Annotated in this window: 13 protein-coding genes; 4 read left to right on the top strand and 9 right to left on the bottom strand. The window is 37.8% G+C overall.

The genetic code is table 11. The features are described 5' to 3' along the window. Nucleotides 1-54 precede the first annotated feature (54 nt). The 3 genes from GYM74_RS08465 to dnaB are packed head-to-tail and all read left to right on the top strand — an operon-like array spanning nt 55 to nt 3,324. The gene (locus tag GYM74_RS08465) at nt 55-1,074 is read left to right on the top strand and encodes an aspartate-semialdehyde dehydrogenase (RefSeq protein WP_220217793.1); all 1,020 of its coding nucleotides are present in this window, start codon (nt 55-57) and stop codon (nt 1,072-1,074) included. Continuing rightward, nucleotides 1,061-1,852, top strand: coding sequence for a tRNA pseudouridine(38-40) synthase TruA (truA, locus tag GYM74_RS08460; protein WP_220217792.1), 792 nt, complete (start codon nt 1,061-1,063; stop codon nt 1,850-1,852). The genes GYM74_RS08465 and truA overlap by 14 nt, the downstream gene beginning before the upstream one ends. A gap of 47 nt (nt 1,853-1,899) precedes the next feature. Continuing rightward, the gene (gene dnaB, locus GYM74_RS08455; RefSeq protein ID WP_220217791.1) at nt 1,900-3,324 is read left to right on the top strand and encodes a replicative DNA helicase; all 1,425 of its coding nucleotides are present in this window, start codon (nt 1,900-1,902) and stop codon (nt 3,322-3,324) included. Nucleotides 3,325-3,395: 71 nt separating this feature from the next. Here dnaB and GYM74_RS08450 read toward each other — a convergent pair whose 3' ends face one another. The 5 genes from GYM74_RS08450 to GYM74_RS08430 all read right to left on the bottom strand — a co-directional run bounded on the left by GYM74_RS08450 (nt 3,396) and on the right by GYM74_RS08430 (nt 9,405). Continuing rightward, entirely contained in the window at nt 3,396-4,235 is an 840-nt protein-coding gene (locus GYM74_RS08450; RefSeq protein ID WP_220217790.1) for a metal ABC transporter permease, read from the bottom strand. Further along, nucleotides 4,232-5,098 (bottom strand): metal ABC transporter permease, encoded by an 867-nt coding sequence (locus GYM74_RS08445; protein WP_220217789.1) that lies wholly within the window; start codon nt 5,096-5,098, stop codon nt 4,232-4,234. Before GYM74_RS08445 ends, GYM74_RS08450 begins: the two co-directional genes overlap by 4 nt. Continuing rightward, nucleotides 5,099-5,995: a manganese/iron ABC transporter ATP-binding protein gene (locus tag GYM74_RS08440; RefSeq protein WP_220217788.1), complete on the bottom strand. Its 897-nt coding sequence runs from the start codon at nt 5,993-5,995 to the stop codon at nt 5,099-5,101. Continuing rightward, nucleotides 5,995-6,873, bottom strand: a complete 879-nt coding sequence (locus GYM74_RS08435; protein ID WP_255556233.1) for a metal ABC transporter substrate-binding protein — start codon at nt 6,871-6,873, stop codon at nt 5,995-5,997. Before GYM74_RS08435 ends, GYM74_RS08440 begins: the two co-directional genes overlap by 1 nt. Nucleotides 6,874-7,278: 405 nt before the next feature. Next, complete coding sequence (locus tag GYM74_RS08430) at nt 7,279-9,405, bottom strand: autotransporter outer membrane beta-barrel domain-containing protein (RefSeq protein WP_220217786.1); 2,127 nt, start codon at nt 9,403-9,405, stop codon at nt 7,279-7,281. 219 nt (nt 9,406-9,624) lie between these two features. Here GYM74_RS08430 and GYM74_RS08425 point away from each other — a divergent pair, with 219 nt between their 5' ends. After that, complete coding sequence (locus tag GYM74_RS08425; RefSeq protein ID WP_220217785.1) at nt 9,625-10,545, top strand: L-lactate dehydrogenase; 921 nt, start codon at nt 9,625-9,627, stop codon at nt 10,543-10,545. A gap of 292 nt (nt 10,546-10,837) precedes the next feature. On the opposite strand, the gene GYM74_RS08420 is transcribed toward GYM74_RS08425, so the two are convergent. From GYM74_RS08420 to GYM74_RS08405, 4 genes are all read right to left on the bottom strand, one after another. Next, a complete protein-coding gene (locus GYM74_RS08420) occupies nt 10,838-11,827 on the bottom strand; it encodes a Gfo/Idh/MocA family protein (RefSeq protein WP_220217784.1) in 990 nt (329 codons plus the stop codon). Between the two features lie 104 nt (nt 11,828-11,931). Continuing rightward, a complete protein-coding gene (gene ilvA, locus GYM74_RS08415; RefSeq protein ID WP_255556112.1) occupies nt 11,932-13,467 on the bottom strand; it encodes a threonine ammonia-lyase, biosynthetic in 1,536 nt (511 codons plus the stop codon). 1 nt (nt 13,468) lies between these two features. Further along, nucleotides 13,469-15,319 carry a dihydroxy-acid dehydratase gene (gene ilvD, locus GYM74_RS08410; RefSeq protein WP_220217782.1) on the bottom strand — a complete coding sequence of 617 codons (1,851 nt, stop codon included), beginning with the start codon at nt 15,317-15,319 and terminating at the stop codon, nt 13,469-13,471. A 122-nt stretch (nt 15,320-15,441) separates the two neighbouring features. Beyond that, nucleotides 15,442-16,371: a branched-chain amino acid transaminase gene (locus tag GYM74_RS08405; RefSeq protein ID WP_220217781.1), complete on the bottom strand. Its 930-nt coding sequence runs from the start codon at nt 16,369-16,371 to the stop codon at nt 15,442-15,444. Nucleotides 16,372-16,423: the final 52 nt, after the last annotated feature.

Below are 16,423 nucleotides of genomic sequence, written 5' to 3'. Positions count from 1 at the left end.
TTTAGTAATATAGTGGTATAATTACCACAAATTTTTTTTAATTTAGGTTTGATTATGTCTGCATGGAACATTGCCATTGTTGGGGCGACAGGACAAGTTGGTTCTGCGCTAATAGCGTTACTACAACAACGTAGTAGCCAAAACAATAGTTTTGAAATTGAAAATCTTTATGTCGTCGGTAGCGATAATAGCGCTGGCGAAATTATCCGTTTTGCGGGTAAAAATCTAACGGTTATTGATAGTGCGCAAATGGACTTTAGCCAATGCCATTTTGCCTTTTTTGTGGCTGGTAGTAAAACCAGTGAAAAATATGCACAAATTGCAGCAGAGTCAGGCTGTATAGTTATTGATGCCAGTGGTTATTTTGCTCAGCAAGATCATATTCCATTAGTGGTACCTAAAGTTAATAATAGTGTGTTAACTGAATACCGTAATGAAAATATTGTTGCTGTTGCCAGTGCAACAGTATGCCAACTTTTACGCTGCGTAGCATCGTTAACTGAGATTGAATTATTGACCAATCTGCATGCGACCAGTTTTATTCCTGCTTCGCTTTATGGTAAACCAGGTGTCGATGAACTTGCCGGACAAAGTGCTCGTTTGTTAAATGGTATGCCAGTTGATAATGAGTTATTTGACAAGCAACTCGCTTTCAATTTATTGCCTGTATCGCATGAGCATCAGGATTTAATGTTAGGTGAGAAAACACAAGTTGATCAAATTCGTAAAGTACTGAGTAACTATGATTTACCTGTTTCGATTGAGTCAGTTATCGTGCCAGTGTTTTATGGATTAGCACAAGCGATTAACGTTTCAAGCAGTTTACCTATTGAGTTAGATGTCGCTCGTTTTAATGAGTTTGGTGTAGAAGTGCAAGAAGATAATTTACCTACGCCAGTAACTGAGGTCAGTCCGGAATCTGAAGATCATTTGGCGATTAAAATTGCAAACTTAAGGCATAGCTACGGTCATTATGAACAAATTCAATTTTGGTCTGTGGCCGATAATGTACGTTATTTAGGTGCATTAATGCTAATTGAGACGCTTGAGATACTAATTAATGACTATCTCTAAAATTGCACTTGGTATACAGTACGACGGAAGTCACTATTTTGGTTGGCAACGCCAGCAGTCTGTAGATTCAGTTCAAGCAAGATTGGAGTCGGCTTTATCTGTTGTCGCTAATGAACCTATCTCGGTTTTTTGTGCTGGACGAACTGACGCCGGTGTTCATGCTACCGGGCAAGTTATTCACTTTGAAACACAAGCGCAGCGTTCAGATAGTGCATGGACAATGGGGGTAAATTCTCATTTACCCGCCAATATTGCAGTACGTTGGGCACTACCTGTTGAAGCAAGTTTTCATGCGCGTTTTAGTGCGACAGCCCGACGTTATCGGTATGTGATTTATAATCATCGTTACCGACCAGCGATTTTGGCTAAAGGTATATCGCATTACCATTTACCGTTGAATGAAAATTTAATGCATCAGGCGGCTCAATATTTACTGGGTGAAAATGATTTTTCATCGTTTAGAGCTGCTCAGTGTCAATCTTTAACACCTTGGCGTAATATTCATCATATCGAAGTTAGTCGACAAGGCGAATATGTAATTGTCGACATTAAAGCTAATGCTTTTGTGCATCATATGGTGCGAAATATCGTTGGTAGTTTGTTAGAAGTAGGGGTGGGTAATCAACCTCCACAATGGATTGATGATTTATTAAAAGCGAAAGATCGAACGCAAGCTGCTGCTACGGCTAAACCCGAAGGGTTGTATTTAGTACAAGTGGACTATCCACTAGAATATCAAATACCGAAATGTGATTTAGGACCGTTATTTTTACAGTAAGCTTACTGGCTTAATACGAATTAAATTTAAACAAAAAGATGAATGCAATGAATACTGATGAAACAATTTCCAGTAAAGATTCGAAAAATCAAGAAGCAAAGAAATCTAAGCTACATAATATAAAATTACCGCCTCATTCTATTGAGGCAGAACAAGCTGTGCTTGGTAGCTTAATGCTCGATAACCAGCGTTGGGATTTAGTTGCTGAAATGATTACTGAACGGGATTTTTATTCTCGTCATCACCAGTTGATTTTTTCCGAAATGCATACTTTAGTCGGTAAAGGTACACCGATTGATTTAATTACCCTTTCTGAAAGTTTGGAAAGTAAAGATTTACTGGCTGATGTGGGTGGTTTTGCTTATTTAGCTGAACTTTCGAAAAATACACCTAGTGCAATTAATGTCATTGCTTATAGTGACATTATTCGTCAGCAAGCTATTTTACGAGAACTAATTAGCGCCTCAAATGATATTGCTGACAACTGTTATGCAACTGAAGGGCGTGATAGTACTGAAATTTTAGATTTGGCTGAAAGTAAGATATTCCAAATAGCGGAAAGTCGAACTAAACAAGGCGAAGGTCCTAAAAGTATTACAGAAGTGCTAGAGGCCACCGTTGCCAAAATTGAAGAGCTGTTTCAACGTCCTCATGACGGTGTGACAGGGGTTTCAACCGGTTTCTTAGATTTGGATAAAAAAACGGCTGGTTTACAACGTTCTGACTTAATTATTATTGCCGCAAGACCGTCAATGGGGAAAACAACCTTTGCGATGAATTTATGCGAAAATGCTGCAATGATGCAAGAAAAGCCAGTGTTAATATTTAGTTTAGAGATGCCTTCAGAACAAATTATGATGCGTATGTTGTCTTCGCTTTCTCGCGTTGATCAAACCCGCATCCGTACCGGTCAATTGCAAGATGATGATTGGGCTAGAATTTCAAGTACGATGGGACTACTGCTTGAGAAAAAAAATATCTATATCGATGATTCATCCGGATTAACGCCAATGGAGTTACGTTCCCGGGCAAGACGTATTTATCGTGAGCATAAAGGTTTGAGTATGATTATGGTCGATTATTTGCAGTTAATGCGAGTACCGAACATGTCAGAAAATCGAACGTTAGAAATTGCTGAAATATCACGTTCATTAAAAGCATTAGCTAAAGAGTTACAAATTCCTGTCGTTGCACTTTCTCAGCTTAATCGTAGCCTTGAACAGCGTGCAGATAAAAGACCGGTTAACTCTGATTTACGTGAATCAGGCTCTATAGAGCAAGATGCCGATGTTATTATGTTTATCTATCGTGATGAAGTTTATAATGAAGCTTCCGAACATAAAGGCATTGCCGAAATTATTTTAGGAAAACAGCGTAATGGTCCGATAGGTAAAGTTCGCTTGAAATTCCAAGGGCAATTTTCACGTTTTGATAATTATGCTGACTCCAGTAAATATATGGATGATGAGTAATTTTTTATACTAAATTAGTAAGTGCTGCGTAAAGGTAAAAAAAGATAATCTTTTACCTTTACGCAATTTTATTATGATTTGGATTTGCGGTTAACCATTAACGAATAGCACTGAGCAGTGACAAAAATTGCCGCTTGTAAAATGACGATACAAGCACTGGTTGAAGCATCTAAATGATAACTAATTAATGTCCCGACAACCGTTGAAAAAACGGAAACCAACAATGCGATAATTAACATTTTTTCAAAACGTTTAGTCATTAAAAATGCCGTAATACCCGGCGCAATCAGCATAGCAATAACCAAGATAACTCCAGCAGCTTTTAGCGATCCGACAATGGTTAAGGCTAAAATACTCAAAAGCCCATAATGTAAAAGCCTCACCGGTAAGCCAACGACTCTGGCTTGCACCGGATCGAAGCAGTAGAGCATAAGATCACGGCGCTTGACAATAATGATTATTGAAACAATTGCAGAAATTAAAATAATTTGCTTAAGCTCATCATAACTTGTACCTAGTACACTACCAAATAGAATGTGGTTTAAGTGTTGTGAGGTATCGACTTTAGAAAATAGGACTAAGCCAAATGCAAACATACCGGAAAACACTATTCCCATTACAGTATCTTCTTTGATTCGACTGTTTTGTTTAATATAACCGGTTGCAACTGAACAAAAAAGACCCGATAAAAATGCTCCAATAATAATCGGAATACCAGCCAAAAATGCAAGAACAATACCGGGTAAAACCGCATGTGAAATTGCATCGCCCATTAATGACCAACCTTTCAAAACTAAAAAGCAAGACAATAGTGCACAAACAATGCCGGTAGCCATAGCAGCTAAGATTGCTCGTTGAATAAGCGGAATAGTTAAAGGGTGACAAAAAAATTGCCATAATAGATCTGTCATATTTTCACCCCACTATTTAGTTTACTTTGTCTGATTTTTCGACGGTTTGAAATTAATCCTTGTTGCGGTGCGAATAAAAATGCGGTGATAAAGATTAATGTTTGTAGAGTAACAATTACCCCACCTGTTTCACCGTCTAAAAAGTAACTGATATAAGCACCAATTGCACTGGTTAATGTTCCAATAACAACCGCAATTATCAATAAATGTGAAAATCGATTAGTTAGTAGATATGCGGTTGCGCCGGGAGTGACAACCATTGCAATAACTAAAATGGCTCCTACAGTTTGTAAAGCCGCTACAGTACAAGCGCTTAAAATAGTGAAAAAAAGGATTTTAAGTGGCAATGGTTTGAGGCCGATAGATCTGGCATGCGTTTCATCAAAAAAAACGACTAATAAGTCTTTCCAGCAAAATAGAAGCAAGGTAAATGATACTAGGATAATAATCTGAACTTGCCACATATCGTTATCATCAATACCTAAAATATTACCAAAGATAATGGTTTGAGCATTCACTGAAGTAGGATTTAACGAAATAATTAATAAACCGATTGCAAAAAACGTCGAAAAGATAAAACCAATAATGGCATCTTCTTTTAATCGGGTAATTGCTCTTACAATGGTTATGGATAACGCTGCCAGTAAGCCCGTAAAAAATGCACCAACAGAGTAGGGTAAACCTAGTGCATAAGCCCCGGCAACCCCAGGTACTACCGAGTGTGAAAGTGCATCCCCCATAAGTGACCAACCTTTTAACATTAAAAAGGCCGACAAAAATGCACAAGCACCACCAACAATACTACTAACCCAAATGGCTTTCAACATAAAACCATAGGTGAATGGTTCAAGGAGTAGTTCCATTTATTGTTGTCCTTTAGGTTCATGATCGTGATGTTCGATAAGTAAATCTTGATGAGGTGAATCATTTTTTCCTTCACCATAGAAAATTGCCGCTCGTTCATCATCTGTTAATATTGATACCTTGCGCGGGTCTTGATCATCATGTAATTTATCCCCTGATAAACTTAAATAACGTAAGGCACCACCAAAGGTTGTCATTAAATTTTGTGGCGTGAAAGTTGATTCAGTTGATCCAAACGCAAGTACAGTTTGGTTGATCAATACCACTTGATCACAAAACTCCGGCACACTGCCTAAATTGTGCGTTGAAACTAATATTAAATGCCCATCGTTGCGAAGATCTTTTAGTAAGTCGATAATTGCGTTTTCAGTTTTCACATCTACACCGGTAAACGGCTCATCTAATAATAAGACTTTTCCTTGTTGGGCTAATGCTCTGGCTAAAAATACTCGCTTTTTTTGCCCACCGGAAAGCTCACCAATTTGGCGATGCTTAAAATCCAACATATTGACACGATCAAGGGCAAGATCGACCTGTTTTTTGTCTTCTTGACTGGCGATGCGTAAAAAAGACATGTGCCCATAGCGTCCCATCATAACCACATCGGAAACTAATACCGGAAAATCCCAATCAACTTCTTCTGTTTGCGGCACGTAAGCAATAATATTTTGTTTTAAAGCCTGTTTGACCGGGATATCATTAAATGTCACTTTTCCTTTAGTTGGTCGTATCATTCCCATGATGCTTTTAAACAGTGTTGATTTTCCGCTACCATTAACGCCCACTAAAGCGCATATGGTACCGCCAGTTAAGCTAAAACTAGCATCATGAATCGCTGTGTGACCATTGTTATATGTCACAGTTATGTCTTGAACGTTTAGGCTGATTGGCGTCATTAGTTTTCAAACCCCTTAGCAATAGTTTCAACTGTAACTTTCAGTAAATCAATATATGTGGGTACCGGACCGTCTTGAGTTGAAAGCGAATCAACATATAATACGCCACCATATTTGGCACCGGTTTCTTTACTAACTTGTTTGGCAGGTTTATCTGAGATAGTGCTTTCACTAAATACAACCGGAATCTGATTTGCTCTAACGAGATCAATTAAATTTTTTACTTGTTTTGGTGTGCCTTGTTGTTCTGCATTGATTGGCCATAAATAGGCTTCTTTAAGATTATAATCCCTTGCCAAATAACTAAATGCCCCTTCACTGGTGACTAACCAACGTTGTGATTCCGGAATTTTGGCTAAACGTTCACGCAGTGGCGCATCAAGAGCTTTTATTTTTGCAATATATTCTGCGGCATTTTTATTGTAAGTTTCGGCATTTTTTGGATCATATTTAACCAAAGCTGCACGAATATTTTCGATATAAGTTAGCGCTAAAGTTGGCGACATCCATGCATGTGGGTTGGGATTGCCTTTATAGCTACCTTCTTGGATCGGCATTGGCTCGATACCTTCAGTTACAACAACCGATGGAACATCTTTGATATCGACATAAAATCGTTTAAACCAAAGTTCTAAATTAAGCCCGTTCCATAAAACGAGGTCGGCAGAAAGCACCTTAGTAATATCTTGAGGTGTGGGATCGTATTCATGAATTTCAGCGCCGACTTTGGTAATTGATTCGACATCCGCTGCATCGCCAGCCACATTTTGTGCAATATCTTGAATAACGGTAAATGTGGTAACAACTTTAAACTTTCTTTCTTCTGCGGTGGCTGAACCCGTGAACCCTGTAAGGATGATTAAAGAGCTAAGTAGCATCTTTAATAAAGATGCACGGCTTCTTAGAAAATTGAATTTCATTAGCGACTCCTTTTGTATAATATATTCTTGAGGTTAATCAAGATACAAAAAAACAGTAATTGAATTGAAGGAATAGGTAAAGTGAAATCCTTTTCATTACTACTCCAACATAACTATTTTAAAAAGTTAAAGCAATTGCTTTAAATGCTAATGAGAATTATTATCATTTAAGATATAAAAGTCAATTTATTTTGACTAAATGTGTGAAGCGCTTAATAAATTACTTCTTTTACTTATTATAAATTAATGTTTTAAAAAAAGAGAGATAGTTATGTCTATTTTAATGATAGATAATGCTTTGATTTATTTAATCACATTCCCGATAAATGGGAATGTGATTGATAATTATAACAGTGGTTTTATTTAGAAAGAGTAACGATATCCACCGTTAATTTGTAAAAGATCGAATCGATTTCCTTTTGAACTTTCTAAATCAAAATAAATAGTGTGTTGTTGATTGAGTTGCGCACTCATACCGACACTATTATTCCACCAGTTTCCTTTAAAAGAGTGGCTCTGTTTACTGGTATTGAGTTTATAGTAAGTATCACCATCAAATTCACGGATTATGCCTGTTTTGGCATAGAGATTGATTTTACTATTATCAGTATTAATTTCATAACCAAAAAGTGCCGATGCTCTGCCCATTAAAGAGTTATAGTTGCCCAACTTAACATTAAGTCCATTTGATGCATGAATTAATTTACCATTTTGATGACTATATGATAGTTGTGACTGTGGTTCAATATAAAAATTGTTGAATCTAAATTTCTTACCAAACTCAATCGATGCACTTAATCCATTGGTACGACCTGAACCTTGTATCACATCATTGGCAGTATCTTTTACTTTAAAATGATTCTTTTGACGAGCATATTTTGCAATACCATCAATATACCAGCCGTTATTATCTAAATAAGTTGCATACAAACCAGTGTTAAACGATCTTAAAGAGCCATCGCCTTTACGATAATTTGGATCTCCGTAAGTTTGACCGACAAAAGCACCAATTACAAAAGGAGATTGTTCAGATAATTGTTTATCAATACCAAATTGGAATCCATGATAATTCATATCAAATTTACTTAAATTACCACCGGCGAAAGAGTCTAATTTACCTGAAAAAGCTCTTAACCACACATCACCAAATTCGCCACTATTACGCATATCCCCTAAACGTTTAAGTAAGGTTTGGGTTTCTACATAACTCATTAAATAATTTGCATTAAGAAAATTTGCACTCGCATCAGCACTTGAGCTAATTTGCGGTTTTTGATTTATGTTTTTATCATCTTTTTTGCCCGTGCTGGCTAAGATCCACTCATTTTCTTGTTTATTTAACTGATAAACGTAACCACCCAATTCAATTGCGTGATTGGTTTTAAAAGTCGCAGTATTGGTTACGGCATTATTATCTATTTCAACTAAGGTTAATTTTTCCTTTCCGGTTGTTTCACTTGCACCATTATTCGTTAAGATTAAGGTGTGCACACCTTCGGCTGATGTATTGCGAGATATGGCTTCTGGGATTTTTGTAATGATAATTTTGTCGCCTTTTTGTGCCACAATATCGGTACGTAAATGAAAAGTTGTTTCCCCTTTTAAGCTCTCAATTTTTAGCTCACCATAGCGATCATCTGCACTATCATTATTGATAAATTTTACATCACCGCGACCGGATAATTCTGTTATTTCGGAAATTTTGTCATTAATCTCCCAAAAGGCGCCTTTGGCTAGATTCATTTTTATGATTCCGGTTCTATCTTCACCTTCCTCCGGTTCATCATCATCTGGATCGCCAAAACTTAAAACGGTGCCAGTAATTTTTGACCCTTTGGCTAAATCTAAGATGATAGTTCCGCCATATTCCGCAAGAATAGTGCCATTTATTATTGATTTATTATTTATTTTTGCTAAACCAGAACTAATTACATAAATGCTACCATCAATAACTGAATCGTCATTTAATGTTATAAAAGAGTTTCTAACAAACATTGCAGTATGGTCTTCATGGTTATTGCTAAAACTTATATTTGTTTTGCCATTAACAGTTAGCGAGGCTTGATTATCCAAATGAATTGTTGCAAATTCTTGATTAGATGAGTTAATTGTTAAATTTCCATTAACGGTTAAGTCACCTCCTTCCAAATCTATTGGAAAATTTTCAAACCCTTGCATATCAATTAAAAGATTACCTTTAATTAATGTTGAACTGATTTCTTCGGAATAATGTGAGCGTATGCCTATAAAAGTAGATTGATCCGGTAGATCATCTTGCTCCGTTTTTTTGATGGTGACATCTTTTTCAAAAATAGTGTTACTATTTTTGATTAAATCAATACCTATATGAGTACCATAATTGTTTACATCGTAATTATGCGTAATGGGAATATTTACATTTTCAGAAAAGGTTTGAGTTCCTTGCAAAGTTAAAGCCGTAGACGTGACTGGTAGGGTTATAGCTAATCCTGCTAATAATTTATATTTCATTGTTTCATCCTTTTTGTAAATCGGATAAATATTAACAAATGATCAAATAATTTACAAAAATATGATGTATGATGAATTAATTATTTATTTATAATAGATCATTATAAATTAGTTATTTTCTATCGTTTGTCATATCAAAAATATCCATTTTGAATCAGTATTAGTCGATAATTTAGTCATTTGCATTTCAATTTTTTTCTTAACTCCTTGGAGGTTAGCATGAAACTACGTAAAGTCATGATTATTGGCGTTGGTAATGTAGGTTCAACCACCGCATATACATTAATTAACCGTGGTATTTGTGAAGAAATTGTACTGGTTGATATAAATAAAGAGAGAACTTATGGCCATGCGCAAGATTTGTTGGATGCAGCTGCTTATCGACAAAATATGATTAAAGTTAGTTTACGTGAGTCAACTGATTGTGCGGATATTGATATCGCTATAATTACTGTAACATCAGGTTTAGCGCAAAAAAGCCGAGCTGAAGAGTTAGCTGGTACGTCTAAAATTGTTGCAACAATAGTACCGGATATGATGAAAAATGGTTTTAAAGGTATTTTTTTAGTGGCGACTAATCCTTGTGATGCGATCACTTACCAAGTTTGGCAATTATCGGGGGTGCCACGTCATCGGGTTATTGGTACGGGTGTTTGGCTTGATACAGTGAGGTTACGCCGTTTGTTAGGCGAACAAATGGATATTGGTCCACAAAGTATTGATGCTTTTATTGTGGGCGAGCATGGTGATTCACAATTTCCCGTTTGGTCGCATTCATCTGTTTATGGCATTAACCTTAATCATGTAGAAAAAAACCGAATCGATTTTAATGATATTGGCAGTAAAGCAAAAAATAAAGGTTTTGAAATTGCCAAATTTAAACATTGTACCGAATATGGTATAGCCAGCACGATTACTGAAATTTGCCAACATATTTTTACCAATAGTCATAGAGCGTTAGCGCTAAGTTGTATATTGAATGGTGAGTATGGTTACAAAGATGTGGCAATTGGTGTGCCGGCTATTTTAGATCAGCATGGTATCAAAAAAATTATCGAATTAGATTTTTCAGATAATGAAAAGCAGCTATTTAAAAATAGTGTCGAGATTATTAAAGGCTATATTGCGCATATTAAATAGTCGTGATTGAGGCATTGTCTATTTTATACTAAGTAAACGGCTTACTTGCTAAGAACGCTAATAACATTTAGCGTTCTTTAAAATAAACTTGTGGTAACGTTTCAGTCGTAAAAGGTATCGTCAATGTGGGCAGGCTCAGGTAAAGTTCATCACATAATGTAGTACTTTCGTTGTTGAGTTTCTGTCGATCAGTTTGTTTTTGAACTTAAAAGTAATTTGAATTGTAACAGATCAATATAAGCAAAATTGTGACTAGAAACGGTATTTTTAATTTTTTAATTTTTTAATTTTATTAAATGAGTAAATCTTGATCAGCAGGGAACACCACTCCCGTTTGTTTTCTTATTTCGATCAAAATTTTTGATGATAGTAACGAGTAGACTAAACCGTTATGATCTAATTTTCGTTGTCGGTAGAGTTTAGCGAATTCTTCCGCTTCATAATACATATCATTACTGTGTTGTTTTAGTGTGATTTCCTTTTTTTCACCTATTCTTGGTTGATAAATAATATTTTCACAACAGGAAAGGTTTTTAATAATGAGCGATCCCTTTTCACCTTGAATCTCACTTGGAAGGTAAGAGTTGCTCACTTTTGAATGCCAAATGATGACATCAAAATCGTCATAATTAAGTAAAACACTACCATGCGCATCGACGCCTGATTCGAGTTTTACCGCACTGGCACATATTCTATTTGGGCTTCCCCATAATCCAAGCCCAAAATTGAGTGGGTAAACACCAATATCCATTATGGAGCCATTTGAGAAGTTGGGGTTAAACGTATTTGGATTGTTGCCATTTAAATAACTGTCATAACGACTGGAGTATTGGCAATAATTCAATAGTGCTTTGCGAATTCTGCCTAATTTTGGCAGGTAATGCGCAATTAATTGATAATTGGGTAAATAAATGGTTTTGAGGGCTTCAAAAATCAGTTGTTGGTTTTGTTGCGCTATTTCAATTAAGAGCTCAGTTTGGGACAAGTTAGAGGTTAATGGTTTTTCACAAATTACATCTTTATTGTTTTCTAACATCAGTTTAGCTTGTTCAAAATGAAGCGAATTAGGGCTTGCAATATAAACGACATCGACATTTGAATATTGGGCAAGTTGAGTTAGTTGATCAAAAACCGTCTTTACTTGATATTTTTTTGCCAGTGCATCGGCTTTATGGATATCGCGGGAATAGATAGCGGTTAATTGGTATTGTTGAGTTTGTAATGCCGCATCGATAAATTTTTCAGTGATCCAATTGGTGCCAATCGTTGCTAATCTAATCATAGTTAATCTATCTATTATTCTTAATTGCTTAAAATATCCGACTTTTTAGTGACTATTCACTTTAACTGATAATGATTAAAGTGAATAGTTATCCTGAGTTAACGCTAATTGGTTAAAAACAGTTTTAACGATGGGTTTGCCGTTTCATTATGGTAACCGTAGCCTAAGTCGGTAAGATGTTTATCGAAATCATGACTATTGGTTTGGTCAATTTCAAATGCGGCAAGAACTCGACCATAATCAGTGCCATGGCTGCGATAATGGAACATTGAAATATTCCAGTTGGTACCCAGTGTTTGTAAGAATTTTAGTAACGCACCTTGCGATTCGGGAAATTCAAAGCTGTAAACTTGTTCTGCAATTGGCTTACATGGTTTACCGCCAATCATATAACGAACATGTAACTTAGCCATTTCATCTTCGGTAAGATCAACCACTTGATAACCAGCAGCAGCTAACTCTTGCATAATTTCGTCTTTTTCATTGGTTTTTGAAATTTTCACACCAACGAAAACGCAGGCTAAATTATCATCATGGTAGCGATAGTTGAATTCGGTGACTGAGCGTCCGCCTAAAAGCTGGCAAAATTTCAAGAAACTGCCTTTTTGTTCCGGAATCGTCACAGCTAGCAGAACTTCACGTTTCTCGCCAAGTTCACAGCGTTCAGATACATAGCGTAAGCTGTGAAAATTCAAATTTGCTCCGGATAAAATATGAGCAAGATTTTCACCGCTAATATTGTGTTGCTCGATGTATTTTTTCATTCCGGCAAGCGCAACAGCGCCGGACGGTTCAGCTATCGCCCGCACGTCATCAAACAAATCTTTTACCGCAGCGCAAATCTCATCACTATCAACAGTAACAATATCATCGATATATTGTTGGCAAAGTCTGAATGTTTCATCACCAATACGTTTTACCGCAACCCCTTCAGCAAACAGACCTACTCGATTTAAATCAACGGGTTTGCCAGCATCTAATGCGGCTTTTAAGCAAGCTGCATCGGCTGGTTCAACTGCGATCACTTTAATTGACGGCATAATTTGTTTGATTAATACCGCCACCCCAGCTGCCAGACCACCGCCACCGACTGGCACAAAAATGCGATCGAGTTTGGCATTTTGTTGTAACAGTTCCATAGCAATACTGCCTTGTCCGGCAATAACCAGTGGATGATCAAACGGGGGAATAAAGATGCGTTTTTGCTCTTTTGCTAATTCGAGTGCTTTTGCTTTTGCTTCATCAAAGTTAGCACCGTAAAGCAGTACATCGCCACCAAATCCTTTTACCGCGTCAACTTTGATATCAGCAGTCGTTAGTGGCATTACAATCAGTGATTTTATCCCTAATTTGTTGGCACAATAGGCAACGCCTTGAGCATGGTTACCGGCGGATGCCGCAATAACCCCGCATTGACGTTCTTCCGGGCTAAGGCTGGCAATCATCGCTTGTGCTCCACGTATTTTAAAGCTATGCACGAGCTGTCTGTCTTCACGTTTAACGTAAATTTGATTGTTTAATCTCGATGATATTTTATCCATTTTTTCTAATGGTGTGACTTGAGCCACATCATAGACAGCGCTACAAAGTGTGGCTTTTAAGTAGTCAGCGCCGGAAAGTTGAGTATTTTGTTGTTTCACATTAACCACCTAATTTACTTTTATCTCGAACTGCCCCTTTATCTGCACTGGTTGCTAAACTGGCATAAGCTTTAAGTGCATAAGATACGTATCGGTCTCGTTGATGTGGTGTAAATGCTTTATCCCCCCTTGCAAGTTCGGCAACACGGCGACGCTCAAGCTCATCTGCCGGGACATCTAACACTAATTTACGGTTTGGAATATCAATATCAATAATATCGCCATTGCGTACCAATCCGATAACCCCACCATTAGCCGCTTCGGGGGAAATATGTCCAATCGATAAGCCTGAAGAGCCACCGGAAAAGCGACCGTCGGTGATGAGAGCACAAGCTTTACCCAATCCCATTGATTTTAGATAACTTGTAGGGTAGAGCATCTCTTGCATACCGGGTCCACCCTTAGGTCCTTCATAAATAATCACAACCACATCGCCGGCAACCACTTGTCCACCTAAGATTGCATCAACAGCGTCTTCTTGACTTTCAAACACTTTGGCGGGGCCTCTAAATACAAGATTTTCAGCTGCAACGCTAGCGGTTTTAACAATGGCGCCATCTTGTGCGACATTGCCATATAAAGTAGCAAGTCCGCCGTCTTGGCTATAGGCATGAGCTTTGTCACGAATACAGCCATTTTCACGGTCATCATCTAGCGTATCCCAATAACAGTCTTGTGAAAATGCTTTGGTTGTGCGAATCCCTGCTGGACCACTACGGTACATTTTTTTTACTGATTCATCTGTCGTTTGGGTAATATCATATTTTGCAAAAGTTTCTTGCAAGTTAAGACCCAGCACATTGTGTACATTACGATTTAGTAGTCCTGCTTTGTCCAGTTCAGACATGATTGACACAACCCCACCAGCTCTATGCACATCTTCCATATGATATTTAGCAGTACTTGGCGCCACTTTACATAAATGAGGAACTTTGCGAGATAATCTGTCAATATCGGACATAGTAAAATCAATTTCGCCTTCTTGTGCCGTTGCTAGTAAATGCAATACGGTATTGGTTGAACCACCCATTGCAATATCTAGTGACATGGCATTTTCATAAGCCGCTTTTGTGGCAATTGAACGCGGGAGATAAGATTCATCGTCATGTTCATAGTAGCGTTTAGTGATCTCAACTATTCGTTTAGCGGCATTTAAAAATAGCTGCTCACGTTGCTTATGGGTGGCAACTAATGAGCCATTACCCGGAAGTGAAAGTCCTAATGCTTCAGTCAAACAGTTCATCGAGTTTGCGGTAAACATTCCGGAGCACGAACCACAGGTTGGGCAAGCAGATTCTTCAATCGCCTCACTGTCAGCATCACTTACATTCGGGTTAGCGCTTTGAATCATGGCATCGACAAGATCTAATTTGATAATTTGATCAGAAAGTTTGGTTTTACCCGCTTCCATTGGGCCGCCAGAAACAAATACGGTTGGGATATTTAATCGAAGTGATGCCATTAGCATACCGGGGGTGATTTTGTCACAATTGGAGATACAGATCATAGCGTCAGCACAATGTGCATTGACCATATATTCGACCGAATCAGCGATCAGTTCACGTGACGGTAGTGAGTAGAGCATACCACCATGCCCCATGGCAATGCCATCATCAACAGCGATAGTATTAAATTCTTTGGCAATCCCACCGGACTCTTGAATCTGTTTTGCAACTAACTGTCCAATATCTTTTAAATGAACATGTCCCGGTACAAATTGAGTAAACGAGTTAACCACTGCAATAATGGGTTTACCAAAGTCTTCATTTTTTACGCCCGTTGCACGCCATAAAGCGCGGGCTCCTGCCATATTCCGCCCTTCGACGGAGGTTGCTGAACGATATTTAGGCATTTCTTGCTCCCAAGTTTTTATTACGCAAGCGACCGATTTTTAACGGTACTTAATTTTGTATATTCAATCTAACTCTTTATGTCATCCGCTGACTTTACCAGCGGATTTTAAACAAACACATCTTAATTAATTGGATCTAACCAACCGTATTTATCTTCAGTTTTGCCATTGAATAAACCAAAGAATGCTTGTTGGATCTGTTTAGTTATAGGACCACAACGACCAATACCTACTTGAATGCGGTCAACACTGCGCACTGGGGTAATTTCAGCAGCAGTACCGGTCATAAATACTTCGTCAGCAAGATAGAGAGCTTCACGGGATAAGGTTTGTTCACGTACTTCAATACCTAAATCACGAGCAAGCGTTAATACCGCATCCCGAGTAATACCCGGAAGTGCCGATGATGATAAAACTGGGGTAAATAAAACGCCGTCTTTAATAATAAAGAGATTTTCACCGGCACCTTCAGATAGGTGACCATGTACATCTAAAGCAATGCCTTCTTGAAAACCATTAGCACGTGCTTCAGAACCAATTAATAATGATGATAAATAGTTACCGCCTGCTTTTGCCGCTGCAGGGATTGTATTTGAGGCAACGCGATTCCATGATGAGACCATTGCATCGATACCTTGATCTAAAGCATCTTCGCCAAGATAAGCTCCCCACGGGAAGGCAGCAATCATCACATCGGTTTTATAACCGGCTGGCGGGTTGACGCCCATACCAACATCGCCGATAAACACCAATGGGCGGATATAAGCACTTTCCAGTTTGTTTTTCTTGATAGTTTGACGAGTCGCTTCCATGATCTCTTCAAGCGTGTAAGGAACAGGAAAACGGTAGATTTTGGCTGAATTTAATAGTCTTTGTGCATGCTCTTTGTGACGGAAAATAGCTGGTCCTTTATGCGTGTTATAACAACGAACACCTTCAAATACCGATGTACCATAATGTAAAGCGTGGGACATGACATGTATTTTCGCTTCCGCCCATGGAACCATTTCACCATTTAACCAAATAAACTCAGATTTTGCTGTAGAACCCATTTTGTTTTCCTCTTAAATTTTACTATATTAAGTCTATGTACTGCTTAATGTT

Source organism: Gilliamella sp. ESL0405 (assembly GCF_019469205.1).
In the GTDB taxonomy this organism is placed as follows: domain Bacteria; phylum Pseudomonadota; class Gammaproteobacteria; order Enterobacterales; family Orbaceae; genus Gilliamella.
Note: the sequence above shows the minus strand (reverse complement) of the source record. Positions and strands in the feature narration are given on the sequence as shown.

Excerpts from the sequence above, each read along its gene's own strand:
- GYM74_RS08435 (WP_255556233.1), bottom strand. The coding sequence starts at position 6,873 with ATGCTACTTAGCTCTTTAATCATCCTTACAGGGTTCACGGGTTCAGCC.
- GYM74_RS08425 (WP_220217785.1), top strand. The coding sequence starts at position 9,625 with ATGAAACTACGTAAAGTCATGATTATTGGCGTTGGTAATGTAGGTTCA.
- GYM74_RS08420 (WP_220217784.1), bottom strand. The coding sequence starts at position 11,827 with ATGATTAGATTAGCAACGATTGGCACCAATTGGATCACTGAAAAATTT.
- GYM74_RS08440 (WP_220217788.1), bottom strand. The coding sequence starts at position 5,995 with ATGACGCCAATCAGCCTAAACGTTCAAGACATAACTGTGACATATAAC.
- ilvD (WP_220217782.1), bottom strand. The coding sequence starts at position 15,319 with ATGCCTAAATATCGTTCAGCAACCTCCGTCGAAGGGCGGAATATGGCA.
- GYM74_RS08405 (WP_220217781.1), bottom strand. The coding sequence starts at position 16,371 with ATGGGTTCTACAGCAAAATCTGAGTTTATTTGGTTAAATGGTGAAATG.
- GYM74_RS08465 (WP_220217793.1), top strand. The coding sequence starts at position 55 with ATGTCTGCATGGAACATTGCCATTGTTGGGGCGACAGGACAAGTTGGT.
- GYM74_RS08445 (WP_220217789.1), bottom strand. The coding sequence starts at position 5,098 with ATGGAACTACTCCTTGAACCATTCACCTATGGTTTTATGTTGAAAGCC.
- truA (WP_220217792.1), top strand. The coding sequence starts at position 1,061 with ATGACTATCTCTAAAATTGCACTTGGTATACAGTACGACGGAAGTCAC.
- GYM74_RS08450 (WP_220217790.1), bottom strand. The coding sequence starts at position 4,235 with ATGACAGATCTATTATGGCAATTTTTTTGTCACCCTTTAACTATTCCG.
- GYM74_RS08430 (WP_220217786.1), bottom strand. The coding sequence starts at position 9,405 with ATGAAATATAAATTATTAGCAGGATTAGCTATAACCCTACCAGTCACG.
- dnaB (WP_220217791.1), top strand. The coding sequence starts at position 1,900 with ATGAATACTGATGAAACAATTTCCAGTAAAGATTCGAAAAATCAAGAA.